The sequence below is a fragment of the Permianibacter fluminis genome, assembly GCF_013179735.1.
Classification (GTDB): domain Bacteria; phylum Pseudomonadota; class Gammaproteobacteria; order Enterobacterales; family Permianibacteraceae; genus Permianibacter; species Permianibacter fluminis.
Window position 1 is genome coordinate 61509 of record NZ_JABMEG010000001.1, and the last position, 25344, is coordinate 86852.

A 25344-nucleotide genomic window follows, 5' to 3' on the forward strand; every position below is an offset into this window, starting at 1 on the left:
GTTCCGCGAGCCACGCCCGGCTTGGCCCAGCCCCCTGCGGGCCCGGCGCTACCGGTGTTGGCCCGCTTTGCCGAACCCACGCCGGGACACCCGGCCTGCAGAGCCTGTACGAGTGAAAACCCAGTTTCCCAACTTCGACCGTGCCCGCGTTCTTGTCGTCGGCGATGTGATGCTTGACCGCTACTGGCATGGCAGCACCTCGCGCATTTCGCCGGAGGCACCGGTGCCGGTGGTCCGGGTCAACCAGAACGAAGAGCGTCCCGGCGGCGCCGCCAACGTTGCGCTGAATATCGCCAGCCTCGGCAGTAGCGCCACCCTGCTCGGACTGACCGGCGACGACGAAGCTGCCGACGCCCTCGAAAGCCGGCTCGGCGCTGCCAAGGTCCAGTCGCGTTTTGTCCGGGTGCCGGGCCTGCCAACCATTCTGAAATTGCGCATTCTGTCCCGGCATCAGCAACTGATCCGGCTCGATTTCGAGGAAGGTTTCGGCGAGCAGGGTCAGGACCAGCTGGTCAGCCAGTTCGGCCAGGCGCTCGATGGCATCGGCGCGGTGGTGCTGTCCGATTACGCCAAGGGCGCCTTGCAGCGGGTACCTGCGCTCATCGCCCAGGCCCGCGCGCGCAAGATTCCGGTGCTGGTCGATCCGAAAGGCAAAGACTTTGCGATTTACCGCGGCGCCAGTTTGATTACCCCGAACATGAGCGAGTTTGAAGTCGTGGTCGGGCACTGCGCGCACGAAAGCCAGATTGTCGAACGCGGTTTGAATTTGCTGCGCGAACTGCAACTCGATTCGCTGCTTGTCACCCGCGGCGAACACGGCATGACGCTGCTGCGCGATGGCGAACCGGAACTGCATCTGCCGGCGCAGGCACGCGAGGTCTACGACGTTACCGGTGCCGGCGATACCGTCATCGGCACGCTCGCGGCCGCGCTGGCTGCCGGTGATGATCTGCCGTCGTCGGTTGCCTTGGCCAATCTTGCTGCCAGCATCGTCGTTGGCAAACTCGGCACCGCGACCGTGTCGGCGCCGGAACTGCGCCGGGCGCTGAACCAGCAGCACGATTCGCTGCGCGGCGTGATGACCGAAGAACAGTTGCTGATCGCCGTGCAGGACGCGAAAGCGCACGGCGAAAAAGTGGTGTTCACCAACGGCTGCTTTGACATTTTGCATGCCGGCCATGTCACCTATCTGGATCAGGCCCGCAAACTCGGCGATCGCTTGATTGTCGGCGTCAACACCGATGCCTCGGTGCGCGCACTGAAAGGCGACGGCCGACCGGTCAACAGCGTTGACCGGCGCATGCATGTGCTGGCCGCGCTGGAAAGCGTCGACTGGGTAGTGCCGTTCAGTGAAGACACGCCGGCCCGATTGATCGACGCGGTCATCCCGGACGTGCTGGTCAAAGGTGGCGATTACAAACCGGAAACCATTGTCGGTGCCGATACCGTGCTCAAACACGGCGGCGAAGTGAAAGTGCTGACCTTTGTCGATGGCGTGTCGACAACAGCGATCATCAATTCGATCAAGGCCAAAGAATGAACGACCAACTCATTATCGTCACCGGCGGCGCTGGCTTCATCGGCAGCAATCTGGTTCGGCATCTGAACGCCCGCGGCCATACCAATATTTTGGTCGTTGACGACATGACCGACGGCCACAAATTTGCCAACCTGGCCGGCTTGCAGATTGCCGACTACCTCGACAAAGACGAGTTTCTCGCCCGCATTCAATGCAATGCCGATCTCGGTGAAGTGCAGGCCGTGTTCCATCAGGGCGCCTGCTCGACCACCACCGAGTGGAACGGCAAGTACATGATGGACGTCAATTACGAATACTCGAAACAGCTGCTGCACTGGTGTCAGGATCACAAGATCCCGCTGGTCTATGCCTCCAGCGCCGCCGTGTATGGCGGCAGCGAGAAATTCGTTGAGGAGTTCAAGCACGAAAAGCCGCTGAACGTTTACGGCTATTCGAAATACCTGTTCGACCAATATGTTCGGCGACTACTGCCAAAGGCGACAGCGCCGATCGTCGGCCTGCGTTACTTCAATGTCTACGGCCCGAACGAGCAGCACAAGGCCGGCATGGCTTCGGTCGCTTTTCATTTGAACAAACAACTGAAAGCCGGCGAGGTCTGCAAACTGTTTGAAGGCAGCCACGGTTACGGCAACGGTGGCCAGCTGCGCGACTTCATCCACGTCGATGATGTCTGCAAGGTGAATCTGTTCTTCTTTGATACCCCGAGCCAAAGCGGCATTTTCAATTGCGGCAGCGGCCGTGCTCAACCGTTCAACGATGTCGCCAACGCGGTCATCGCTTGGCACGGTCGCGGCAAACTGGAATACGTACCGTTTCCGCCCGGTTTGAAAGAGGCCTATCAGGCCCATACCGAAGCCGATCTGAGCCAGCTGCGCGCGGCCGGCTACAAAGACAGCTTTCTGGATGTGGCAACCGGCGTGAAGCAATATCTGGATGTGTTGAATCGCTAAGGCTTTATGCAAAGCAAAAGGGCGCCGTCAGGCGCCTTTTTGCTTTGCGCAAATAACCAGAATCGCCAGCACGCCTCGGATGATCCCCCTCCTTGTCAAGGAGGGGTTAGGGGTGGTTGAACTCCGGACACGATCACGCTGGCCATCGCAATGCAATGCCTGGATTGGGGGAACGTTTTGAATCGAATAGCGTAAGTCAATGCGTGCTGAGCTGAACCACCCCCAGCCCCTCCTTGACAAGGAGGGGAGCGCTAGCGCGACTTCTCAACTGATCAGCATTAGGCGCTGTTGGCGCAATGCCGATCAGTTAAGAGAAACCGTCATTCCCGCGTAGGCGGGAATCCAGCGACTTTCGCGCAAGACACTGGGCCCCCGCCACCGCGGGGGTGACAGAACAAACCTTAACTGAGCGGCATTGGCGCTGACAGCGCCTTTTGTTTTGCTGTATTGGCGACTCAGTGTTTTACCTGATAGCCAAAATCCGCGGCAAACTCCAGCACACCATTGAGCAGCATCTGCACCGCGATCATGATTAACAGCATGCCCATCAACCGCTCCATCGCTGCCAGACCGCGGTCACCGAGAATTTTGTAGAACTTGGTCGAGTAGATCAGAATCACGGCGGTGGCGAACCAGGCCACCAGCATGGCGCCGGATGATTCCAGCAAATGGCCTTGCTGCTGCGAGAACAGAATCAGCGTCGCCAGCGTCGACGGTCCGGCAACAAACGGAATCGCCAGCGGCACAATGAACGGCTCGCCGCCGGGCATCTCGCCCATGACGCCACCTTCCTGCGGAAACACCATCCGCAGCGCGATCAGGAACAGCACGATCCCGCCAGCAATGCTGATGGTTTCGGCTTTCAGACCGAGAAAGCCCAGCACGCTCGAACCAAAGAACAAGAACAACGCCATGATCAGCAGCGCGATCAGCATCTCGCGCAAAATCACTTTGCGCCGACGCTTCGGCTCCAGATCTTTCAGCAAGGCCAGAAACATCGGCACGTTGCCGAGCGGGTCCATGACCAGGAACAGGGTCAGGGTTGCGGAAATGAAGTCCATGCAGCACTCATGAGCGGGCGAGTCAGACCGCCATTGTAGGAGCCGGCGCCGGCGCTGTCAGGTTCACCGGGTTCCAGCTGGACTATGCTTGAGCCATTTCCCGCTGCCAGGATGGCTCACGTGTCCGCTCCTGCCATTCCCGCCAATGAGTCCGGCCGGCTTGCCCGGCTGCACAGCTATGCCGTGCTGGATACGCCAGCCGAACAAAGCTTTGACGACATCACGATGCTGGCATCGCATATCTGCAATGTGCCGATTGCGCTGGTCAATCTGATCGACAGCGATCGGCAGTGGACCAAGGCGAAACAAGGCTTGGACATCAATGAACTGCCGCGCCAGCTATCGTTCTGCGCCCACGCCATTTTGCAGCCCGAGCAGATCATGGAGATTCCGGATGCCCGGCTCGATCCGCGTTTTGCCGACAATCCGGTGGTGACCGGGCCGCAGAACATTCGCTTTTATGCCGGTGCGCCGCTGGTCACCCGCGACGGTTTCGCCCTTGGCAGCCTCTGCGTGCTCGACCGGCAGCCGCGGGAATTGAACCCGGCCCAGCGTGAAGCCTTGCTGGCGTTGGCGCGGCAGGTGATGGCACTGCTGGAATTGCGGCTGGCCCTGCAAGAGCAAGCCCGGCAGCGCCGGTTGCTGGAGGCGCATCAGATTGAGCTGGAAGATGGCATCAACCGTTTGCGCAGCGAGGCGCAAACCGACGCCCTGACCGGCGTCGCCAACCGGCGGCGGTTCGACAGTCAGCTGGACAGCGAGGTCTATTGCGCCGAGCGCTATCAGCAGGCGATCACCTTGATGATGATCGACATCGACGCGTTCAAAAGCTTCAACGATCAGTTCGGTCATCCGGCCGGCGACAGCGCGCTGCAGCAGGTGGCCAGTCTGCTCGCCGAGCAGGCCCGCAAAAGTGATTTGGTAGCGCGTTACGGCGGCGAGGAATTCGCGATCATTTTGCCGGAAACCAGTCTTGATGGCGGTCGGTTACTGGCCGATCGCACGCGGGAAAAAATCGCCGCGGCGAACTGGCCGTATCGACCCATCACGGTCAGCATCGGCATCGCGGAATGGAAGCCGGGCATGACGGCTGCGGAGCTGATTAAGGCGGCCGACCGTCAGCTGTATCAAGCCAAGCAAAACGGCCGCAACCGGGTCATGGGCTGACGGGCAGCCATCGTCTCGGCGCTGCCCGCCTGCATCTGATGCCCACGCCCGCGCTCGGAGCAAACGCTGTATCAACTCGCGGCGAAATAACGCCGGCGCAACCAATAATCGACGCTGACATAGCGACCGGCACCGGCATACAGCAGCACCAACAGCATCAGCAAATAGGTCGCGGCGAATTCGATGCCGTTGTTCAGCACGACAAAATTGCCGGCCTCGGTCAGCCAATCGTAATTGCCGTGTTCCTGCAAAATTTCCCGCGCCCGCTCCAGCTTTTCCTGTGCGCCGATGGTGCGATCACTGGCCCAGAAACCGCTGCCGCTGGCAATCGCCAGCCAGCCGTTTTGCCAGTGCACAGTGACTATCGCCACCACCATCGTCGCCATCAGGGGAATGCTGATCCAGCGCACACCAAAACCGAACAACAGCAGGATGGCGCCAAAAAATTCGGTATAGGCGGCCAGCGTTGCCAGCAGCGCCGGAAATGGCAGGCCGAGGCCCCAATCGGCATTGCCGAACCACTCCACCACCGACGGATTGACGCTCAGCCGGCCAAGGCCTTCGCCGTCGGCCCAGTTCAGCTTGTGGGTGCCGGCCTCCCAGAAAATCGGCACCAGATACAGCCGCAGCAACAGTGCCGGAATGCCGTCGAGCGGCCGCAACCAGCGCTCAAACAGGGCCTGATGGAAACGTTGGTACTGTGCGAGCAAAGCCGACATGACTGATCTTCTCCCTTGGAATTCCGGCAGCGTGGGACGCCAGCCATGACCTGCCAGCGGCTATCCCGTTGCCCGTTTGGAGAAGAAAAAAGGCCGCTTGTTACAGCGGCCTTTTGCCAATCGTGTTGCGCTGAGTTCTTGCGCTGGGGGTTGCGATGACGCCGGCTTGCTCGGCCGCTCGCGCTGAATTGACTGCCCGTTACTTGGCGGCCAGTCCTTCCGGCGCGGTGAAGTCGCCTGACACGGTGGCCAGCGCCTCGCCGTTGAACGTGACGGTCAGTCGCTTCGCGGTCGATTCACCATGACCCGAGCGGGTGGTGTACAGGTATTCCCAGCGGTCGGCCGCAAAGCTGGACTGGGCCAGCGGCTGACCAAGCACGAACACGACCTGATCGCGAGTCATGCCGGGCTTGAGCTTGTCGACATCCTTTTGCTCGACGATGTTGCCCTGATTGACCGGCAACTTGTAAGTCATCCAGTCGATGACGCTGCAACCCGACAACAGCAGGACCAGGGCGGAAACCAGCAACACAGACCTTTTCATCACGGAGAGACTCTTGGCGCCGTTTTTCACAGAGTGGACATTCATGGAGTAAACTGGCGTACGGTTTTGTGGGGCCCAAAGGGCAGGAAGCCGGCGGATTCTACCGTATCGCCGGCACAGGCAACAGCCAGACAGACCGGCGCGCCGGCGCAAGGTTCCCGCCCCTGCCGATTCGGCGGCCAGATTCACGCGCGTGTGGCGTGGCCGGCGGTCAGGTCACACGCAACCCGCCCCGATTCCGACACCATTCCGTTGCTTGCTCCGTCTGGGGCGATAGTCGCAGTTCGGCATTGCCGTCAGTACCGCTGTTTTTAAGAGAGGACCACGTGGATAACCAACAACTCAAAAAAGTCGGCCTCAAGGTCACGCTGCCGCGGATGAAGATCCTGCAGATTCTGGAAACCACGCCGAGCCGGCACATGAGCGCCGAAGACGTCTACAAAACCCTGCTCGATCAAGGTGACGATGTCGGCCTCGCCACCGTCTACCGCGTGCTGACCCAATTCGAACAAGCCGGCCTGGTGCTGCGCCACCATTTCGAAGGCGGCCATTCGGTGTTCGAACTCGACCAGGGCCGCCACCACGATCACCTGGTCTGTCTGCAATGCGGCAAGGTCATCGAATTCATCGATGATGTGATCGAACAACGGCAAAAAGCGATCGCCGAGAAATACAAAATGGAACTGACCGATCACTCGCTGTACCTGTATGGCGTTTGCGAGAGTTGTCAGAAGAAGGGCTGAGCTTGCGCCCGTAAACAAAAACGGAGCCGATGGCTCCGTTTATTATTTCGGGGCTATCCAGTAAATATTGCGCTGGAAAATGAGAATGCGCCCCATGTGTCAGGTCATGAACACATGCTACGAAATTTTCTCTGCCACTCAATAAATGCTCTCTCATCTGGAGATTGATTGAGAACCTGATAATAATACACCCTTTCTGACATACCCTTCGCTTCAATGTGGCAAAACAGGTTCATCGCTTGTACGGGAATATTATTTTTTTACAGAAGACAGGATCTGTAAAGTTGGCAACATAAGCACTCACAAGATTAACAGCTTCATCTGTCGTACATTCGCACAACTTTTGAACGTGCTTTACGATGCGTTCAAAAAGAAAAACCTCATCATCATTGCTTGTCAAAATATCCAGCTTCATAGCTAGTCCAAAAGGCAGGATTCGAATTAACCAGATCGAACAGAGAAAATAGAGCTAACGCAATCAAAAATCTGAGCTTCACTAGTGACAACTTTCCCTCAAGCGCCTGTCGCCACCGCCAGCATCTCTTTCGCATGCTTGCGAGTGGTGTCGGTAATGGTGGTGCCGCCGACCATGCGGGCAATTTCTTCAATACGGTCTTTGGCGCTGAGCGTGACCACTTCGGTACTGGTGCTCTTACCGTCGCTAGCTTTTTGCACGCGGTAGTGGTGATGGCCGAGCGCGGCGACTTGCGCTTGGTGCGTCACGCAGAGCACCTGCGCCTTGTCGCCGAGTTGGCGAAGCAGGCGGCCGACGATTTCGGCGGTGGCGCCGCCTATGCCGACGTCGACTTCGTCGAAGATCATGCAGGACAGTTGGCTCTTCTGCGAGATCAGCACTTGTATGGCGAGGCTGATGCGTGAAAGTTCACCGCCGGACGCCACCTTGTTCAACGGGCGTGGCGGTTGGCCGGCGTTGGCGCTGACCAGAAAGTCGATTTTCTCGCGGCCGTCAATGGCCCATTCGGTCTCGTCGCGCGGCAATAACGCCACCTCGAACTTGCCGCCTTTCATGTTCAGCTGTTCGAGCGTGGCGCTGATGGCCTTGGCCATTTTCTGGGCGGCTTTCTGCCGGCCGGTGCTGAGCTTTTCGGCGCTGGCAATGTAACTGGCGCGCGCTTTGGCGATGGCCTGCTCCATCTGATCGAGCCGTTCACTGGAATGAGTCAGGCTGTCGAGTTCCTGCTGCAGTTTTTGATACAGCTCCGGTAACTCGACCATCTCGCAGCGATGCTTGCGAGCCAGCTGATGCAGCGTTACCAACTGGGCATCGAGCTCGGCAAATTGCTGCTCGTCAATTTCAATGTGTTCACCGTAACGACGCACATCGGCGGCCAGATCGCGCAGTTGGCTCAGCAGATCCAGCAGGCTGTCGTGCGTGGCCTGCTGCCTGTTGTCGATGTGGGCAATGCGCAGCAGCCGTTCCAATGCGGCTTCCAAACGGTCCGCTGCCGCCTCACCGTCTTCGCCTTCCAGCAACTCGGCGGCTTGCAGTGCCAGCTGGGCCATTTCGCTGGCGTGGGCGGCGCGTTTGTGTTGCTGCTCCAGGTCGGCGATATCCAGGCCTTCGACGCGTGCGGCGGCAAGTTCCTGAGTTTGAAATTGCAACAGATCCAGACGGGCGCCGCGATCGGCGGCGGCGGTTTTCAGTTGCTGGTATTCATCGCGCAATTTTTGCCAGCTTTGCCAGGCCTCGCGCACCGCTTTGCGCTCGCTGTCGTGGCCGGCGAATTCGTCGAGCATGTCGCGCTGGGCGCTGCTGTGCAGCAAGCGCTGGTGTTCGTGCTGGCCATGAATTTCCACCAGCGAGCCACCGAGCTCGCGCAGCATGGTTAGCGTAACCGGGGTGCCGTTGATGAACGCCCGCGATTTGCCGTCTTTGCTGATGACCCGGCGCAGCAGCACTTCGCCGTCGTGTTCCATGGCTTGCTCGGCCAGCCAGGCCAGCGCAACGCGATTGCCGGCGACGGCGAAACCGGCCAGCACTTCGGCCTGCTCGGCGCCGTGACGGACCACGGCCGCATCGGCCCGATCGCCGAGCACGATGCCAAGGGCGTCGATCAGGATCGATTTGCCGGCGCCGGTTTCGCCGGTCAGCACGGTCATGCCGTCGGCCCATTCCAGTTGCAACCGGGTCACGATGGCGAAATCACGAAGCGCGAGAGTGGTCAGCATGGTGTCTTTTTGGCGCGGTCGGTTGGTGCCGCTCGTCGGTGCGGCACGAGCTGGCGACGTGGGCATTTTGGTAGGGCTGGCGCCAATGAAAACGGCTCCAGAAAGGAGCCGTCAGTGTAAGGAAGCGCACTGGTGCTGACCAGTGCCGGCAGCGCGGGTGCGGATACGCCAGTTTCGTAGCCAGTGCAGGTTTTGGCTGCTGGCATCCTTGTCAGCCGCCCTCCGTGGCGGTCCAACAAAACGCGCGGACCAATGCAGCGGCACCAGTCAGTGCGCGAACAGACCCTCGACAACCGCATCCGGGTCCTGCTGCATGATTTGCTCGACCCGCTGGCAGCTGCGCATGGCGGCTCGCATCATCAGATTGATTTCGGTCATCAGCGGCCGGCGCAGGCCGCGATATTTGCAGCTGGCGCCGACGGTTTCGAACGGCACCTGCAGGCGACTCAGCATCCGTTGCAGTGCCGGGGTGATCAGGCACAGCCAGTGGCTGACGCCTTCGCTGCGGCAATAGCGCCAGGCGGCATGCAGCATCGCCAGCATCACGTCCGAGCCCTGGAACAACTCGCCGGTGGCGTGACCATCCGGGTGACGCAGGCACAGCCGCGACAGCTCAACCACGCGGCCGCTCAGCGGCGCCAGCGCCTGTTCATTAATGCGGGTGACGTGGGCGGCCGGGAAACCCGCGACCGGGTAGACCAGACGCAGCGCGCCGCAGACCTCGCCGACGGCGTCATAGGCGACAAAATGCACTGAGTGGGCATCAAAGCTGTCGCGCTCTTCGCCATCGGGGCCGAGCTCGGCTGGCTCAAAACCGCGATCCAGGCAATAGACCTGATACCGCAAGCGATGGTGATCGGCGAGTTGCGCCGGGCTTGTCGCCCGTTCAACCCGAATGGATACGGTCATGTCGAAGCACTCCTCCGACCCGCGCCACTGGCGGCATCGGCCAAACGCCTCCCTGCGCAACCCTCAGCCGTCCTGGCCTCAATCCGGGGCATCGCCCAGCAAACACCGGCGACGATAACCATGCTGCATTGCAGCCATATGCGCAGGCTAGGCATTGCTGGCCGGCAAAAATGTGACGCGGCCCGCAAGCCCGGATATTGGCGTTCGCGCTGCGAACAGCAGAAAACCCCGCTGGCGGTGGCCGAGGCCCGGCTGGACCTAGCCCTTGGTCCGGTGGCAAGGCGGCGCCGACCTATACTTTGACCTCTCGCGCATTCACCCGAGCTTGCCGCAAATGGAATTGACCGATTACCTGAAAACCATGGTCGAGAAAGATGGCTCTGACCTCTACTTGTCGACCGGTGCCGCACCCAGCTTTAAGACCCACGGCAAACTGGTAGCTCTGGACCCGACCCCGCTGGCGCTCGGCCGGGTCGCGCAGATTGCCAACGATGTGATGGACGAACAGCAGCGCGCCGACTTTGTCCATCGACCGGAAATGAATCTGGCCTATTCGTTGCCGGGCATTGGCCGCTTCCGGGTCAACATTTTTCGCCAGCGCAATGAAGTGTCGATGGTGATCCGCTCGATCAAAACCGAGATCCCCAGCTACGACTCGCTCGGTCTGCCCGAAGTACTGACCAAGTTGATCATGCAAAAACGCGGTTTGATTCTGTTTGTCGGCGCCACCGGCTCCGGTAAATCGACCTCGCTCGCAGCGTTAATCGATTACCGCAACAGCAATTCCAGCGGTCACATCATCACCATTGAAGATCCGGTCGAGTTTGTGCACCGGCACAAGCGCTGCATCATCAACCAACGCGAAGTCGGCTCCGATACGCTTTCCTATGAAGACGCGCTGGCCAACACGCTGCGACAAGCGCCGGATGTGATTTTGATCGGCGAAATCCGCCACCGCGAGACCATGGAGCATGCGCTGGCGTTTGCCGAAACCGGACACCTTTGCCTTTCGACACTGCACGCCAACAATGCCAACCAAGCCATTGAGCGCATCATCAACTTCTTCCCGGAAGAGCGGCACAAGCAAGTGCTCAATGATCTATCGCTGAACATGCGCGGCATCATCTCGCAGCGACTGATCCCGACCGTAGATGGCAAACGTGCAGCCGCCATCGAGATTCTGATCGGCACACCGCTGGTGCAGGATCTGATCAAGAAAGGTGAAGTTGGCTTGATCAAGGAAGTGATGGAGAAAAGCGAAAACGTGGGTATGCAGACGTTCGACATGGCGCTATTCAAACACTGGCGCGAAGGCAGAGTTTCGATGGATGAAGCGCTGAAGAACGCCGACTCAAAGAACAACCTGAAACTGAAAATGACCCTGGCAGAAGGCAAAACCGCCGGCGAAGATCCAAACAGCCATATTGAAAGCCCGGCGCCCTCAATGCAGGCCGCTTCCGCACGTCCGGCAGCAACGCCGGCGCCGCCACCCGCCGCCAAACCCAGCTTCACGCTGGCGCTGGAACCAACCGAAGAAGAAAAGAAAGACGATCCGGTACTGACCCAACCGGTCATGGAAGGCGCCATCCCCGGCACCCGCGCGCCGGTGATGCCGGCCCGGCCCGGCGTCAAACCCGGCGGGTGACAGAGAAGGCACCAATACGGCGCTCGGCGGCCGCTGCATGAAGCAAAAAAGCGGATGAACCCATCCGCTTTTTTGCTGTTAGCACGCTTCAGCCTGCGGGAATGGCTTGTCGCTCAACTTCCATCGCCTTCGATTGTGCGTCGATCGCCTTCATCAAATTTCGACCCCAACGAATAAACGACGAATGGATAAATCCTTTATTGTTCAACAGATTTTCGCTGCTCTTGTAGATGATGCTGTAGTCCGTGTCGGTGTAAGTGAATTCCAGGGTAATTTTCCAATCACCAGTCGGTTCAGTCAGTACCGCCTCAATACGTCCAGGGGCAACATCCCGCATCACCCAATCGTGTGTCGCCGCGCCACGAATGATCGCAGCGCGAACGTCCGCCGCCGTCATGACCACACCACTCGGCCCAACAAACCGATGATGCTCAATGTTCTCTATCGGAACGTAGGAGGTGGCACCGACGGTCAGTGGAAGTGCCAAGACAAAAGCAAGCAGCGTTTTTTTCATTCTGAATTCCCATTCGTATTAGGCAATCCTGAGTCTCGCCGGCAAGCGAGGCCATCCACAGGATAGGGTCAGTCGAGCACCATATCGAATCCTGTACTTGCCGCCCAGCTGCGTCGTGCAGAGGCATGGCCAATCCAGCCGTCCACGCAGTTTTCACGGATAGCCCTGCTTGGCTGGATGAAAATTGACCATTGACAGCAAATGGTTTGCATCGCAAACTAGTCTGCAGATACACAATACGGCCCAACTACGATGACCAGCGCGACCTATAACCCCGCCGACCTCGACCGGCTGCAGAATCTGGCCGAACGCTATGCCCGCTACAGCCGCAGCGCTGGCGGACTGTCGTCGGTACTCGGCGGTCTGCTGTGCCTGATCATGTTTGGTACGGCGCTGGTGTTCGAGCTGAGCCAGCCGGTCCGGGTGGCACTGGCCATCGCGCCGCTGCTCTGGTTGCTCAGCAAGGAGTTGCTGCGCCGCTATTACTACCAGCGCGCCGGCATGGTGCTGGAAAAGCTGTCGCCGGGGCAATGGCGCCTGCACGTCGGACTGACCGCTTTCGTTGCGCTGGTGAGCCTCGGCATTCTCGGACTCGGCCTGTACAAATTTGGCGTGCCGGGTTTGCTGGCCTTGCCCTGGCAGCAGCTTGGTTATTTTGTTTTTGTCATCGCGATGCCCGTGGTGGTGTGGCGCTGGTTGTGGTCAAGCAGCGATTTCATCATCGGCGTCAATGTCATGTGCCAAGCCGCGCTGATCATCGCCGGCCGCCATTACGAACTGGATGCCTTGGGCCTTTACATGTTGGGCGCTGGCGCGCTCAGCATCTGGCTCGGCATCCGCGAACACCGTGATTATTTGCAGCTGCGCCGCGAGCTTGCTCAGCAGCTTACTCAAACACGTACCCTGCACCATGCGGCGGACACCGCGGCATGAGCGAGCGCATTCCGCAGCAGCAAGTTGAAACCGTGCTGGCGCTGGACCGGTTGATACACGAACCGGCGCGGCTGGCGATACTGACCGTGCTGGCACGCACTGATTGGGCCGAATTCAGTTTTCTGGAAACGCTGTGCGCACTGAGCAAAGGCAATCTGTCCAGCCATTTGAGCAAACTGGAAGAAGGTGGCCTGATTGAGATTGAAAAGAGTTTTCGCGGCAAGCGGCCACTGACCCGCACCCGCCTGACCGAACAGGGTCAGCTCGCGTTGCAGGCCTATCGTGCGCAACTGGCCGCGCTGCTGCAGGACAGCGAGTAAGGGCCTTTCGCTGTCGTCGTGATCGGAAGCCGTGATCAAAATAATTGTTGTTGAAGCCAGCCGGAGCAAGGCAACTCTCCGGTAACGGGAAAGTGTTGCCTGCAATTTCACAAGGAGAAGCCATGCGAAATCATCTTTCCGTCTGTGACCGGGTGGTCGTGCTGTTGTGCGCCATCATGTTCGTTCAGGCCGTACACGCTGACAGTAACGAAACCGGCGATCAAAACGCCGTACTGACTCTGGGCCGCGCCTGTGCCAATGATTTTCACAACGGCCACACCGATGCATTGTGGCCGCGGATGAGCAAAGAAATGCAGCAGGCGCTCGGCTCGGCAGCGGCATTGAAACAATTTCGCGAGCAAACCGGCGCCAGCCTCGGTGAGGAAACGGAGCTGGTGCATGAACACGACATGCGCAAGCAGGACTATCGTGTTTACAGCCGCATTGCCCGTTACAGCAAAACCCCGAGTCACATTGAACTGGCTTGTGTATTCGACAGCAAGGATCAAATCGCTGGCTTCTTCATCAAACCGGCGCACGCGCAGGAGCCGGCACCGACCGCCTATCTCGACTACCAAACCAAGGCGAAACTGCAGTTGCCGTTCACCGGCGAATGGTATGCGTTCTGGGGCGGTCGCACGGCTGAACAAAATTATCACGTGATCAATCGTGGCCAGCGTTTTGCCTATGATCTGCTGGTGCTCCGTGATGGCAGCAGCTACCGCGGCGATGCCAGCAAAAAGGAAAATTATTATTGCTGGAACCAGCCGATACTCGCTCCCGCCGCCGGCACAGTCACCGAAGTGGTAACGGAATTACCGGATAACGAACCCGGCCAGACCGATCCGGCGCACGCCGCCGGTAATCACGTGATGCTCGATCTCGGCAATCAGGAATACGCGCTGCTGGCGCATTTGCAACACGGTAGTGTCCAGGTCAAGGTCGGCGACAAGGTCAGTTCCGGTCAGTTGCTCGGCCGCTGTGGCAACAGTGGCAATACCAGCGAGCCGCATTTGCATTTCCATTTGCAGAACGCCGCTCACTTCGGCGAGGGTGACGGCCTGCCGGCGTTCTTCAACAACTATCTGGCGGACGGCAACAAGGTGGCGCGCGGCGAGCCATTGCGCGGCCAGAAGATCGCGCCCATCACGAATTAGGCTCGCGTCGCCAGCGGGCAAAGCCCGGATAGCCCCACAAGCGAAACGCCAGCAGCACCGAGCAGCCTTCGCGCTGCTCGGCCGGCTGACTGGCGTCGAACCGAACCAACTCGCCGATGTCTTGCGCAGTTTTCAACAAGCGCTCACGAATTTTCTCAGCGGTGGCACGGGTCACCATGCTGGGCAAAAACCGCTGATAACCCTCGTCGCGAAAGTCGCCGGCAAAAAAACTCTCGCGCACGTTCATGTCAAAAAATTGCTGAATCGGCCCGCCCGGCCGCCAAGCAAAATCGCGCGCGGTACGCAAGCGGATGCGGTTGCCGGGCAACAAATCGATCAGCCGCATGCGATCCAGACGAATCAACAGTCGGATCAATTCCGGCTCGGTGAATTGGTAATGGGTCAGCACCTGCGCCATCGACCAATCATTCAGCACCAGATAGGTCACCAGGAGCAGCTTCTCGTCGGCGACCAGCTCCGCTTCCAGCGACTCATCCAGCTGACTCAGCGAGCGCCGTTCACGCTCTGCTACCTGCACCAGATCAAACAGATCAATCCCGCACAGCGCGCAAATGGCCTGCACCCGATCCAGGCTCAGATCACCCGAGCTCATCAGCCGCTTGATGCTGGCTTCGGACAATTCCAGCGCCGCTGCCACCTGGGCATAGGTCACCCCGGCGCTGCGCAACTGCCGCTTCAGCGCGTCCATCAGTAACTCGGTTTGGGCCATCGGTATCATCCAGTAATACTAATGGCGCCATTATGCACCGCTTTTGGCGTTTGGGTTGCGATTGGACCCAACCGATGGGAGTCTGCGCCGGCCGGCAACCTGCCGCTGAACCGAAGGAACGACCATGAACCGCTTGCTGATCACCCCCGCTGCCGTCGTGCTGAGCTGTGAAACCTGTGAGGCCGGCGAGCGCAGCCTGACCTACGGCGGCTCCTGGCCAGAAGCGCTGATTGTGATCACCGTGCTGCTGATCGCCGCGCGCAAGCTGGTCAACTGGCTGGACCGCATCACCCAGTTTCGGGAAAAGTGATGTCGAACCAATCGCGGATCAGCGTTGCCGCGGCAACCGGCTCGGACTGCAGTAAAAAATGTGGTCCGCGCATGCTGCGCGACGATGCCACGCAGTCCAGTTGTGCGCGAGCTGACGCCGGTATCAACCGATCAGCTTGCGCGTGAATGCTGATGGCGGGACAGAGAATGTTGAATGGCCGCGCTGGCAGAGTCCGAATGGCTTGCAACCGTTGCCACAACGTTGACCATGGCAAAATCCGTAATGATGCCAAAACCCGATCACGAGTACTGACATCGGACCGATAACCGCAGAATGGCCACCACAATGCCACCAGTGGCCGATGCAAACGCCAGCCAAGCCAGACCACCGGCTTCGGCATCTGCAATAACCATGGCCTCGGCGTTTGCAAAAACGTGGCAACCAAAATCAGACCGGCCAGATTTGCCGGCTGCATCGTGGCAATCTCGGCGGCAATCGCGCCCGAGAACGATTCTGCCAGCAGAACAAAGCGCTGCGTCGGCAATTGTTGAAGCAGTCGCTGCGCCAAAGTGATCGGCGTCTGCTCACCGTCAGTCGGCAAGGCCAGCACTCGACAATCGAAGTCATCGCCGAGTGCCGTCAACAGTGGCGTAAACAGCTGGCCGCTGCCGTCAAGGCCTGGCAACAGCACCAGTATCGGTTTCATCGCTTCAGCGTGCGGCCAGCATTTGTCGACCTTTCTGAAACGCGGGCCGCATCGCCAATTCATCATGCCAGCGTTTCAGCGCCGGAAACTGATTCAGATCCTGACCGGCGCGGGCGTGCGACGCGATCCATGGCCAGACGGCAATGTCGGCGATGGTCAGTTCATTGCAGCCGAGGTATTTGCTGCGACCGAGTCGCTCATTGAGCACACCATACAGCCGCGCGGTTTCCTTGGTATAGCGTTCGATGCCATACGGCACGCGCTGTGGCGCGTAATGGCGAAAATGATGGGCCTGACCTTGCATCGGCCCGATACCGGCCATCTGGAACATCAGCCATTGCAAGGTCTGGGAACGGGCCTTGGGTTCGCGCGGCAGCAGCTTGCCGGTCTTTTCCGCGAGGTAGATCAGAATCGCCCCGGATTCGAACACGGCAAAATCATCATGGTCATGATCAACCAATGCCGGAATGCGGCCGTTTGGATTGATCGCCAGAAACCACGGTTGTTTCTGTTCGTTCTTTTTTAAATCCAGCAAGCGCAGCTGATACGGCAAATCCAGCTCCGCCAGCGCAATCGAAATCTTGTAGCCATTCGGGGTGGCCGCGGCAAAGAGTTCCAGCATGGTTCACTCCGGTACTGTGACAAAACGTGGACGGATCCTAACAAAGCCAGATCATTCGTGCTGACGTTGTAGGAGCGAGCTTGCTCGCGAATGGCTGGCAGATTCAGAAAGCATCGCGAGCAAGCTCGCTGCTACCAAAGCAATTCATTATTTCCGGAAAAACAAAACCCCGCTGAGGCGGGGTTTTGTTTGATGACAACAGGACAAGCGTGGATTAGAAATCCATGCCGCCCATGCCACCGCCAGCCGGCATAGCCGGGCCAGCGTCTTTCTTCGGCAGCTCGGAGACCATGCACTCGGTGGTCAGCATCAGACCGGCAACCGACGCGGCGTTTTGCAGCGCAGTGCGGGTGACCTTGGTCGGATCCAGCACGCCGAACTCGACCATGTCGCCGTACACGCCAGTGGCGGCGTTGTAACCGTAGTTACCCGAACCGGCAACGACCTTGTCCAGGATCACGCTCGGCTCTTCGCCGGCGTTGGCAACGATCTGACGCAGCGGCGCGGTGATGGCGCGCTTCAGCAGGTTGATGCCGGCGTCCTGATCGCTGTTGATGCCTTTCAGGCCTTCCAGCGCTTTCAGGGTGCGGACCAGTGCGACACCGCCGCCAGGTACCACGCCTTCTTCAACGGCAGCACGGGTGGCGTGCAGCGCGTCTTCAACGCGGGCTTTCTTCTCTTTCATTTCGACTTCGGTGGTGGCACCGACTTTGATCACGGCAACGCCGCCGGCCAGTTTGGCGACGCGCTCTTGCAGCTTCTCACGGTCGTAGTCCGACGAGGTCTCTTCGATTTGCGCGCGGATTTGCTTGACGCGGGCTTCGATGTTTTTGTGATCACCGGCACCATCAATGATGGTGGTGTTTTCTTTGGTGATCTGGATGCGCTTGGCCTGGCCGAGATCTTTCAGCGTGGCTTTTTCCAAGCTGAGACCGATTTCTTCCGAAATCACGGTACCGCCGGTCAGCACAGCGATGTCTTCCAGCATGGCCTTGCGGCGATCGCCGAAACCCGGGGCCTTGACCGCAGCAACCTTGACGATGCCGCGCAGGGTGTTGACCACCAGCGTGGCCAGCGCTTCGCCTTCGACGTCTTCGGCGATGATCAGCAGCGGACGACCGGCTTTGGCAACGCCTTCCAGCACCGGCAGCAGATCACGGATGTTGGAGATTTTCTTGTCAACCAGCAGCACAAACGCGTTTTCGTGCTCGGCGCTCATGTTTTCCTGCTTGTTGATGAAGTACGGCGACAGGTAACCACGATCGAACTGCATACCTTCGACGACGTTCAGCTCGTTTTCCAGACCCGAACCTTCTTCGACGGTGATCACGCCTTCTTTACCGACTTTCTTCATCGCGTCAGCAATGATGCGGCCGATGGCTTCGTCGCTGTTAGCCGAAATGGTGCCGACCTGGGCAATGGCCTTGTCGTCCGAGCATGGCTTGCTCAGTTTCTTCAGATCTTCGACGATCACGGCGGCAGCTTTGTCGATACCGCGCTTCAGATCCATCGGGTTCATGCCGGCGGCAACCAGCTTCATGCCTTCAACCAAAATGGCCTGGGCCAGCACGGTTGCAGTGGTGGTGCCGTCACCGGCGACGTCCGAAGTCTGCGAAGCGACTTCTTTGACCATCTGGGCGCCCATGTTTTCGAACTTGTTTTCCAGTTCGATTTCTTTGGCAACCGAAACACCGTCTTTGGTGATGGTCGGCGAGCCGAAGCTCTTGTCCAGCACGACGTTACGGCCTTTCGGGCCCAGCGTCACTTTGACAGCGTTGGCGAGAATGTTGACGCCATTGAGCATCTTTGCGCGAGCTTCGTCACCGAAGCGTACGTCTTTAGCAGCCATGTTTGAATCCTCTAAATTTTGCGTAGAAAGTTCGGAACGATCGGATGGTTTCCGTCCGCTTTGCGGACCCGGATTACGGCGCGTTGCGCCTAATCCAGGCTACGGTCCATCGGACAACCGTTGGATTAACCAATCACCGCGAACAGATCTTCTTCGCGCAGCACAACAAACTCTTTGCCGTCGACTTTCACTTCGGTGCCGCTGTACTTGCCGAACAGCACTTTCTCACCGACTTTCACCGACAGGGCAGCGACGCTGCCGTTGTCCAGACGCTTGCCCGGGCCGACAGCCACGACTTCGCCTTTGCTCGGCTTTTCGGTGGCGTTGTCAGGGATCACGATGCCGCCAGCGGACATCCGCTCTTCTTCCAGGCGACGGACCACAACGCGGTCATGCAACGGACGCAGGTTCATTGCGTTTTCTCCTCATTGGTACACATAGGAACAGGACCCCGGAACCGGGGTCCGGAATATCGGTGGCCACTTGATGGGGACGACTCTTTAGCACTCAAGGGGCCAGAGTGCTAAATGTTGGCACTCGCGAGGGGAGAGTGCAAGGTCAGGATGGCGCGTTGGCAAAAATGTCAAAATATTTTACGGTGACATGTAAAACAATTGTACAGTTTTGTAGCTAAGACCTTGTTTTTCATGGGATGGCCCCGTCCTTGCTTTGCTCCGGCTCGCGTATCCAAACGCGACAATCTGATAAACAAGGATTCTTATGCTGTTCCCGAATATCAAGAAATGGATCTTCGCGCTCGCCCTGAGCGCAGCCCCTGCCGTGCATGCCTTGCCGGTCCTCCAGCTGTACGTTGAAGGCGGTACCTATGACGTTGCCAGCGAAACCTGGGTGGTAACGGAGAACGATTTCACCGTCTGGGTCATTGGTAACACCGGCCAACGCGGCACCATCACCGGCGCCAATGGCCTTGGTGGTGTCAGCCTGGTGGTCTCGACCCAAGGTGGTGATCTGGCCAATCTGTCGATTACCCCGACTCTGGCCGGCTGCTGCGACGTGGTCGACCCGTCCTTGGCCGGCAACCCGATTGCAACCCTTTCGGGCACTGGTCATCACAGCGTGCTGGCCGACCACGGCATCTTCAATCAACCGGGTATCGCTTGGCAGCAATTCGACCTCGGCGTATTTGCCCTGACCGACTCGCTGATTGGCGACGCCACTCAAGGCGCGTGGCCGGTCGATGTGGATGGCAATTTCCACGGTCAAATCAATGCCTACCACGTCACCATGCTGGGCGATTTCGATTTCCTGCATTTTGATGGTTTTGGCTACACCAACGATGGTCGCCGCTACGTGTTTGCACCGTTCTCGCACGACGCCGAAGCGCTGCCACCACCGCCGCACATCGAAGTGCCGGTGCCGGCTACATTGTCGCTGTTCTCGCTCGGAGCCTTCTTGCTGGCACGTCGCCGCAAATAAGCCCTGCGTATCACAGCAAATGACAAACGGCCCCGATGGGGCCGTTTGTTTTGATGCTGCAGCTATCCGCAGCAAGCAATCAGCAAGCAATCAGCAAGCAATCAGCAAGCAATCAGCAAGCAATCAACAAGCGAGCTGCGAACCGTGACCGACAGCAATGGCAGGTTTTCAGCGCCCAATTAGCCAGCCTGACCGCTCGGTCAGTTCAGCTGCAAAAGAGTAAAAAAACGGCTCCCGCAGGAGCCGTTTTGCTGTCTCTTGTTGCAATTACAACAGCGGCCGCCAGTCGACTTGCCACATGCTGTTCAAGTCGTCGCGACGATACACCCAACCGTTGCTGCAAACCTGCCAAAGCTTCTGGCCATCGTTCTGGAACCAGCCGTCACGCAGGTATTCAGCGCAGGCGTAAGAGAAGCTGTCGTCCGGTTGCCAGGTTTTGCCGGCATCGCTGGATTGGGTCCAGATCTGATCACCAAACGCCTCGCCATTCTTGCGCGCACGGGCAAACAACCGATCACCGACCGGAATCGCGATATCAAGCGGTACCAGAGATTTTTCCGGCCGTTTGTACTCATTCAGCGGCGCCCAGTTCTGGCCACGGTCGGTACTGATCCACTGTTCATCCTTGCTGAACGCGTGCGTGGTGGCCGCCGCCAACGGGCCGCTCCAGCTCGGAATCAAACGCTCGATTTTGGTGACCTGCTTGCTGATCGTGTCGGTCGCCGGTTGGTAAATCCACAAATGTTCGCCCGGTTCGAGCAGATACAAACGCTCGCCGTCCCAGCGGGCAATACCGTTGTGCGCCAGCGGACCCGAGAACGGCATCCGATCGCGATCGACCCAGCCACCCTGACCGTCTTCGATCAGCAGGGCCAGCGTATTGGGGCCGGTAGCAGCACGTTGCAAACGCACGGCCAGATAGACACGACCATCAGCCAGCGTTCCGGCAGCCAGCGGCAGACCATCGCCACGACCGGCATCGCGCACCGTCCACGGCCCGGCCAGTGTCGGCGCCGTCAGCAAACGGTTGAATTCGGCCAACGCCACATAGCGACCATCCAGTCCCTGGCCCACCCAGGTCAGATCTTCGATAAGACCCGTGTCGAAATGCTGCCATTTGCCATCCGGAGCCCGACGCTTGATCTGGCCGAACTTGCCGGGCAACAGCAGATTGCCGTCACGATCCCGACTCCAGTCACCATTGGCCAGCGCCGCGCGTTTGGCAAACATCAGGATCGGCGTCAGATACGTTGAGCCGTCCTTCCAGCCCAACGGCGCCTCATTTTTCAGCTTGCTGAATACGCTGGGCATTTCTTTCTGGTGCAGCGCCATCAGCGGTGTCGGCAACGGTGCCCGGCCGAGCGCGTAACTCTGCTTGTTGATCGGATCCGGCAGGTAGATCACGGTGCCCAAATCGGTCAGCCGGCCCGCTTCCACCGTGAAGCTGCCAAATTTTTCACCCGGATTCAGCCAGTTGAAATAGGTGACGTTGTAACCGGCTTCGCTGCCACCAATGGTCTGCAGAAAATACTCGTCGGCAGGCAGCGCACCAATGAAGGCCCGCGAACTGGTGCTGCCAACGTGATCCGCTGCATTGAGATTGAAACTCTTGTTCGGATTGGTCTTGCTGGTCAGCGTGATGTAATCCCAGTTGCTGATCGTGCCAATGCGATGCGCATTGTTGGCGACGTTCATCACCACCGCACCGCGATCTTTCGGCACGCCAACCTGCTTGTATTGCCACAGATTGGCGGTGGGAATCGTGCCGCAACCGGTCAAGAACGTTGCCAGCAAAATGGCCGCAAACTGGCGCCAGTTCGTCCTGCTCATGTTGTCTCCTTCTGATGAAACCTTGGTCATGCAATATCGGTATTGATTTACTTGCCCACCGCCAGCGCTGGCAGCACTGCCAGCGGAGTCGGCTGCTGAGCCTGCAACTCGCCAAGCAGGCGGGTCGCCCGTTTGCGATCTTTATCGCGCAGCTCGCTTTCCAGCCGTGATTCCCAGCTGGTGCTGGGCGTGACAACACGCTTGCTCAATGCCAGCCACGCCGATGCCGCCGCCTTGTCGTCAGACACACCGGTACCATAGAAATACATGCCGGCGACCTGGCTCTGGGCGAACGGCATACCGCCACGAGCGGCCTGCAGCTGGTGCTCGAACGCCTTCTTGTTGTCCTTGCTGAAATCCTTGCCGGTTTCGTAGAGATAGGCGAGCAAGCTGGCCGCCCCGATTGAACCGCGCTGTGCTGCGGTGGTCAGCAAACGCTCGGCTTCACCAACATTGCGCGCGGTCAGGGAATCAAAGCGCAGCATGTGCCCCAGATACGCCTGCGCCAGCAGATGGTTTTCATTGACCAGCGCTTGCAGACCTTGCAGCGCCAATACCCGATTGGCTTCGACACCATCACCACTGGCGTACTGGCGAGCGACCAGAAAACGGGCGTCAGCCGAACCTTTGTCGGCGGCGGCCTTGAACGATGCAAATGCCGCTTTGTGATCCTTGCTGACGCCTCGCGCGCCCAGATACTGCAACACACCGTAACTGAGCAGCGCGGTCGCATCACCGGCAGCCAGCTCTGCCCGCAGCGTCGTCAGCATCGCGGCATCATCAGCTTGACCAAGCACGGGTGACAGTTGCAGTCGCTCGTCTTTCAGCACCGTCCATTCCGGATGCGCGGCCACCAACAGCGACAGCCGCAGCAAACTGGTGGCCTCATTGAGTCGATAATTGGCCAGATACCAGCTGACCGCTTGCACGACATCGGCCGAACCGAGCACGCCGCGTTCGTGTATCTGGCCAACATAATCAGCCGCTTCCGGTTTGCCGGAAATGTATGCCTTGCTGAGCCACAGCTTGGCCTGCGCATAGTCCGGTGTGCCGAACGCGCCGTCGAAATGACTGAGCCCGAGCAGATACACCGCATCGCTGTCATTTTGCTCAGCCGCCTTGGTCAACCAGATGCGCGCTTGCTCGGCATTTTTTTCGCCACCGGTACCGGTCAGCAGCATCGCGGCCAACAGCCGCTGTGAGCGTGCCTTGCCTTGCTCGGCGGCTTTGACGAACCAGCGCTGCGCCTCGGCGACATTGCGTTCCGTGCCAACCCCTTCCTGCAAGGCCATGGCAAAAAATTCCTGGGCATCGGCGACGCCGGCATCCGCCGCTTTGCGTATCCATTGCACGCCGACGACTTTGTCTGCCGCCGTGCCCTGTCCCAGAAAATACTGAGTTCCGAGCTGGAATTGCGCACGGGCATCGCCTTGCTCAGCCAGCTCTTTGTACACCTCGAAACGCTGCACTTTGGCGGGGTCGGTGCTGTCATCCGCATGCACCGAAGGAAAGGCAAACAACATCAGCGCGACTAGCGTCGCGATAGGCAAAGACCGCATGGTGAAACATCCTTGGCAACGGCAGCCTTGCACTGCCGAATATCATTCCGGGATTAATGTCCCAGTTCAAACGCTCGGCGAATCTGACCGGCCGAGCCAAGCGCGGCATCATAGGGCTTTGTTCGCATGACGACCAGCAAGACCCGGCAGCGGACGAATGGCCCGACAGAAGCGCGAACCCGGTCACGTCGACGGCGCGTCCAGTCGGGGCAGCTCGGCTATAGTTGAGGCAGTTTTGCCTGCCCGCCACGTGCCACCCGACCCTGCCTGAAGGTGCCGATGTCCACCGAAACCGACCAACAAAAAGCCGAATTGCGCCGGTTGTTTGCCCGCCGACTGCCGGGCAAGCTGCGCCAGATTGCCGGCTATGTGCAGCGCTTGCAGACCGGCGAAGCGCTGACCGGGCTAGGCGGCCAGCTGGTGGTGCAGCTTGAGCACAGCATCCGCAGTTGTGAAAGCTTTGGTTTTGCCGCCTGCGCCCGGCTGTTGCAGCAGGTGGAAAATCAGTGCCTGAACCCCGAGCCGGCAAATTACGCCCCGCTGATTCAGGCCCTGGCGCATCTGGCCGAGGAGCTCGACGGCAAGCCGAGTCTGGCTCCAGCCGAGCCGCAAGCGACCCAAATGGAAGCGCCAGCCACCGACAATCTGGCCTTGCAGCCGTTATGGCTGGCGCTGCCGGAACAGGAACGAACCATGCTGGCCGGCCAGCTGGCGCTGTTCGGCTTTGCCGCCAGCACGGTGCCGCAGGATGGCGGCGCGCCGGTTGCGCTGGTCGCGGAAGCCAATGAGGTGGGCGATTTGCGCGCCCGCTATGGCGACCAACTGCCGCCGCTGATCGTGGTAGCGGACGATGATCAGATCACCGCCCGCCTGCTGGCCATTCGCCAGGGCGCCGCGGCCTTTCTGGCGCGACCGCTGGACACCGCCGCGCTCATCGAAGCCATTGATGAGGTCAGCCCAGCCAGCGCCGGTGAGCCGCCGCGGGTACTGATTGTCGAAGACTCGAAGTCGCAGAGCATGCATTACAACAAGGTGCTCAAGGAGGCCGGTTGTTCGACGGCGGTGGTCAATCAGCCGCTGAAGATTCTCGAAGCGCTGCATGCGCTGCAGCCGGAACTGATCCTGCTCGACATGCAGATGCCGGAATGCACCGGGCTGGAATTGGCGCGCGTGCTGCGACAGATGCCGGGCTGGCGGACGGTGCCGGTGCTGTTCATGTCGGCGGAAGAAAACCCGGAGAAACAGGCTGCGGCGATGGCCGTGTCCGGCGATGATTTTCTGCTCAAGCCGGTGCGCGCTGATGAACTGAAAAAAGCCGTGTTGACCCGCATCGCCCGCAGCCGGATGCAGCTGGCCCAGCTGAACCGCGATGGCCTGACCGGCCTGCTGAACCTGTCGGCGATGGCCCAGGCCATCGACAACCAATGCGCCCAGGCCAGCCGCACCGGCGAGCCGCTCTGTTTTGCCCAGCTCGATATCGACCGGCTCGGTCCGCTCAATGAGAGCGCCGGCCATGGTGCCGGCGATGCCGTGGTCCGCCAGCTGGCGCGCCTGCTCGGCCGGCGACTGCGCAAGAGCGACACCATCGGCCGGCTCGGCGGCGACCGCTTTGGCGTGCTGTTGCCGGGCTGTCGTGGCGATGACGCGCTACGGCTGATCGACGCAGTCCGTTCCGATCTGGCGAAGCATCCGCTGCTGCACGGCGGCCATACTCTGGCAGTCAAGCTGTCCGCCGGCGTCGCCCAGCATGACGGCGGCGCTCCCGGCGCGCTGCGCGATGCCGCCGAAAAAGCCCTGCAGTGGGCCAAGGACGCTGGCGGCAACAGCGCTCGCTTAGCCAGCTGAAGCCTTGCTGGCGGCCCGCCCGGCCCGACCAAAAAGCCCGACGAAAAGGGCCAAAGACGCCGGTGATAACAGGGCCCGATTGGCCAGCTGACGCCTACGCTGG

Annotated in this window: 24 protein-coding genes; 11 read left to right on the forward strand and 13 right to left on the reverse strand. The window is 59.6% G+C overall.

Translation table 11 applies throughout. The features are described 5' to 3' along the window. The first annotated feature begins 112 nt into the window (after positions 1-112). Together hldE and rfaD are read left to right on the forward strand one after the other, a co-directional pair. The gene (gene hldE, locus HPT27_RS00300) at positions 113-1540 is read left to right on the forward strand and encodes a bifunctional D-glycero-beta-D-manno-heptose-7-phosphate kinase/D-glycero-beta-D-manno-heptose 1-phosphate adenylyltransferase HldE (RefSeq protein ID WP_172237272.1); all 1428 of its coding nucleotides are present in this window, start codon (positions 113-115) and stop codon (positions 1538-1540) included. Continuing rightward, positions 1537-2490 carry an ADP-glyceromanno-heptose 6-epimerase gene (gene rfaD / locus HPT27_RS00305; RefSeq protein ID WP_172237275.1) on the forward strand — a complete coding sequence of 318 codons (954 nt, stop codon included), beginning with the start codon at positions 1537-1539 and terminating at the stop codon, positions 2488-2490. The genes hldE and rfaD overlap by 4 nt, the downstream gene beginning before the upstream one ends. A gap of 455 nt (positions 2491-2945) precedes the next feature. Here rfaD and HPT27_RS00310 read toward each other — a convergent pair whose 3' ends face one another. Next, positions 2946-3551: a YhgN family NAAT transporter gene (locus HPT27_RS00310; protein WP_172237278.1), complete on the reverse strand. Its 606-nt coding sequence runs from the start codon at positions 3549-3551 to the stop codon at positions 2946-2948. A gap of 120 nt (positions 3552-3671) precedes the next feature. Between HPT27_RS00310 and HPT27_RS00315 the strand changes: the two genes are divergently transcribed. Next, positions 3672-4718 carry a GGDEF domain-containing protein gene (locus HPT27_RS00315; protein ID WP_211197793.1) on the forward strand — a complete coding sequence of 349 codons (1047 nt, stop codon included), beginning with the start codon at positions 3672-3674 and terminating at the stop codon, positions 4716-4718. 71 nt (positions 4719-4789) lie between these two features. On the opposite strand, the gene HPT27_RS00320 is transcribed toward HPT27_RS00315, so the two are convergent. After that, complete coding sequence (locus HPT27_RS00320) at positions 4790-5437, reverse strand: HvfX family Cu-binding RiPP maturation protein (RefSeq protein ID WP_172237284.1); 648 nt, start codon at positions 5435-5437, stop codon at positions 4790-4792. A gap of 199 nt (positions 5438-5636) precedes the next feature. Continuing rightward, entirely contained in the window at positions 5637-5981 is a 345-nt protein-coding gene (locus HPT27_RS00325; protein ID WP_172244969.1) for an outer membrane protein assembly factor BamE, read from the reverse strand. A gap of 326 nt (positions 5982-6307) precedes the next feature. Here HPT27_RS00325 and fur point away from each other — a divergent pair, with 326 nt between their 5' ends. Then, positions 6308-6724, forward strand: a complete 417-nt coding sequence (fur, locus tag HPT27_RS00330; RefSeq protein ID WP_172237287.1) for a ferric iron uptake transcriptional regulator — start codon at positions 6308-6310, stop codon at positions 6722-6724. A 513-nt stretch (positions 6725-7237) separates the two neighbouring features. Here the strand turns inward: fur and recN are convergent. Together recN and HPT27_RS00340 are read right to left on the reverse strand one after the other, a co-directional pair. Beyond that, positions 7238-8914 (reverse strand): DNA repair protein RecN, encoded by a 1677-nt coding sequence (recN, locus tag HPT27_RS00335; RefSeq protein WP_172237290.1) that lies wholly within the window; start codon positions 8912-8914, stop codon positions 7238-7240. A gap of 267 nt (positions 8915-9181) precedes the next feature. Beyond that, positions 9182-9823, reverse strand: a complete 642-nt coding sequence (locus HPT27_RS00340) for an acyl-homoserine-lactone synthase (protein WP_172237293.1) — start codon at positions 9821-9823, stop codon at positions 9182-9184. A 334-nt stretch (positions 9824-10157) separates the two neighbouring features. Here HPT27_RS00340 and HPT27_RS00345 point away from each other — a divergent pair, with 334 nt between their 5' ends. Next, positions 10158-11468, forward strand: coding sequence for a PilT/PilU family type 4a pilus ATPase (locus HPT27_RS00345; protein WP_172237296.1), 1311 nt, complete (start codon positions 10158-10160; stop codon positions 11466-11468). An 88-nt stretch (positions 11469-11556) separates the two neighbouring features. Here the strand turns inward: HPT27_RS00345 and HPT27_RS00350 are convergent, their stop codons facing one another. Continuing rightward, positions 11557-11982, reverse strand: coding sequence for a hypothetical protein (locus tag HPT27_RS00350; protein ID WP_172237299.1), 426 nt, complete (start codon positions 11980-11982; stop codon positions 11557-11559). 252 nt (positions 11983-12234) lie between these two features. Between HPT27_RS00350 and HPT27_RS00355 the strand changes: the two genes are divergently transcribed. The 3 genes from HPT27_RS00355 to HPT27_RS00365 all read left to right on the forward strand — a co-directional run bounded on the left by HPT27_RS00355 (position 12235) and on the right by HPT27_RS00365 (position 14392). Then, entirely contained in the window at positions 12235-12915 is a 681-nt protein-coding gene (locus tag HPT27_RS00355) for a hypothetical protein (RefSeq protein WP_172237302.1), read from the forward strand. Continuing rightward, positions 12912-13235: a transcriptional regulator gene (locus tag HPT27_RS00360; RefSeq protein ID WP_172237305.1), complete on the forward strand. Its 324-nt coding sequence runs from the start codon at positions 12912-12914 to the stop codon at positions 13233-13235. The genes HPT27_RS00355 and HPT27_RS00360 overlap by 4 nt, the downstream gene beginning before the upstream one ends. A gap of 122 nt (positions 13236-13357) precedes the next feature. After that, on the forward strand, positions 13358-14392 hold the full coding sequence (locus HPT27_RS00365; RefSeq protein WP_211197795.1) for a M23 family metallopeptidase: 1035 nt from the start codon (positions 13358-13360) through the stop codon (positions 14390-14392). Here HPT27_RS00365 and HPT27_RS00370 read toward each other — a convergent pair. Beyond that, positions 14382-15122 (reverse strand): XRE family transcriptional regulator, encoded by a 741-nt coding sequence (locus HPT27_RS00370; RefSeq protein ID WP_172237308.1) that lies wholly within the window; start codon positions 15120-15122, stop codon positions 14382-14384. The genes HPT27_RS00365 and HPT27_RS00370 overlap by 11 nt on opposite strands. A 124-nt stretch (positions 15123-15246) precedes the next feature. Here HPT27_RS00370 and HPT27_RS00375 point away from each other — a divergent pair, with 124 nt between their 5' ends. Further along, on the forward strand, positions 15247-15432 hold the full coding sequence (locus HPT27_RS00375; protein WP_172237311.1) for a hypothetical protein: 186 nt from the start codon (positions 15247-15249) through the stop codon (positions 15430-15432). Here HPT27_RS00375 and HPT27_RS00380 read toward each other — a convergent pair. From HPT27_RS00380 to groES, 4 genes are all read right to left on the reverse strand, one after another. Next, positions 15410-16099: an alpha/beta fold hydrolase gene (locus HPT27_RS00380; RefSeq protein WP_172237314.1), complete on the reverse strand. Its 690-nt coding sequence runs from the start codon at positions 16097-16099 to the stop codon at positions 15410-15412. The two genes, HPT27_RS00375 and HPT27_RS00380, sit on opposite strands and share 23 nt — an antisense overlap. Before the next feature lie 4 nt (positions 16100-16103). Continuing rightward, positions 16104-16721 carry a glutathione S-transferase family protein gene (locus HPT27_RS00385; RefSeq protein ID WP_172237317.1) on the reverse strand — a complete coding sequence of 206 codons (618 nt, stop codon included), beginning with the start codon at positions 16719-16721 and terminating at the stop codon, positions 16104-16106. A gap of 214 nt (positions 16722-16935) precedes the next feature. Further along, complete coding sequence (groL, locus tag HPT27_RS00390; RefSeq protein ID WP_172237320.1) at positions 16936-18570, reverse strand: chaperonin GroEL; 1635 nt, start codon at positions 18568-18570, stop codon at positions 16936-16938. A gap of 125 nt (positions 18571-18695) precedes the next feature. Beyond that, positions 18696-18983 (reverse strand): co-chaperone GroES, encoded by a 288-nt coding sequence (gene groES / locus HPT27_RS00395; protein WP_172237323.1) that lies wholly within the window; start codon positions 18981-18983, stop codon positions 18696-18698. A 307-nt stretch (positions 18984-19290) separates the two neighbouring features. Between groES and HPT27_RS00400 the strand changes: the two genes are divergently transcribed. Then, entirely contained in the window at positions 19291-20007 is a 717-nt protein-coding gene (locus tag HPT27_RS00400) for a choice-of-anchor N protein (protein ID WP_172237326.1), read from the forward strand. A 267-nt stretch (positions 20008-20274) separates the two neighbouring features. Here HPT27_RS00400 and HPT27_RS00405 read toward each other — a convergent pair whose 3' ends face one another. Together HPT27_RS00405 and HPT27_RS00410 are read right to left on the reverse strand one after the other, a co-directional pair. After that, on the reverse strand, positions 20275-21837 hold the full coding sequence (locus HPT27_RS00405) for a beta propeller repeat protein (protein WP_172237329.1): 1563 nt from the start codon (positions 21835-21837) through the stop codon (positions 20275-20277). A gap of 47 nt (positions 21838-21884) precedes the next feature. Continuing rightward, positions 21885-23396 (reverse strand): tetratricopeptide repeat protein, encoded by a 1512-nt coding sequence (locus HPT27_RS00410; protein WP_172237332.1) that lies wholly within the window; start codon positions 23394-23396, stop codon positions 21885-21887. A 279-nt stretch (positions 23397-23675) separates the two neighbouring features. On the opposite strand from HPT27_RS00410, the gene HPT27_RS00415 reads away from it, so the two are divergent. Beyond that, on the forward strand, positions 23676-25241 hold the full coding sequence (locus HPT27_RS00415) for a diguanylate cyclase domain-containing protein (RefSeq protein ID WP_172237335.1): 1566 nt from the start codon (positions 23676-23678) through the stop codon (positions 25239-25241). Positions 25242-25344 lie beyond the last annotated feature (103 nt).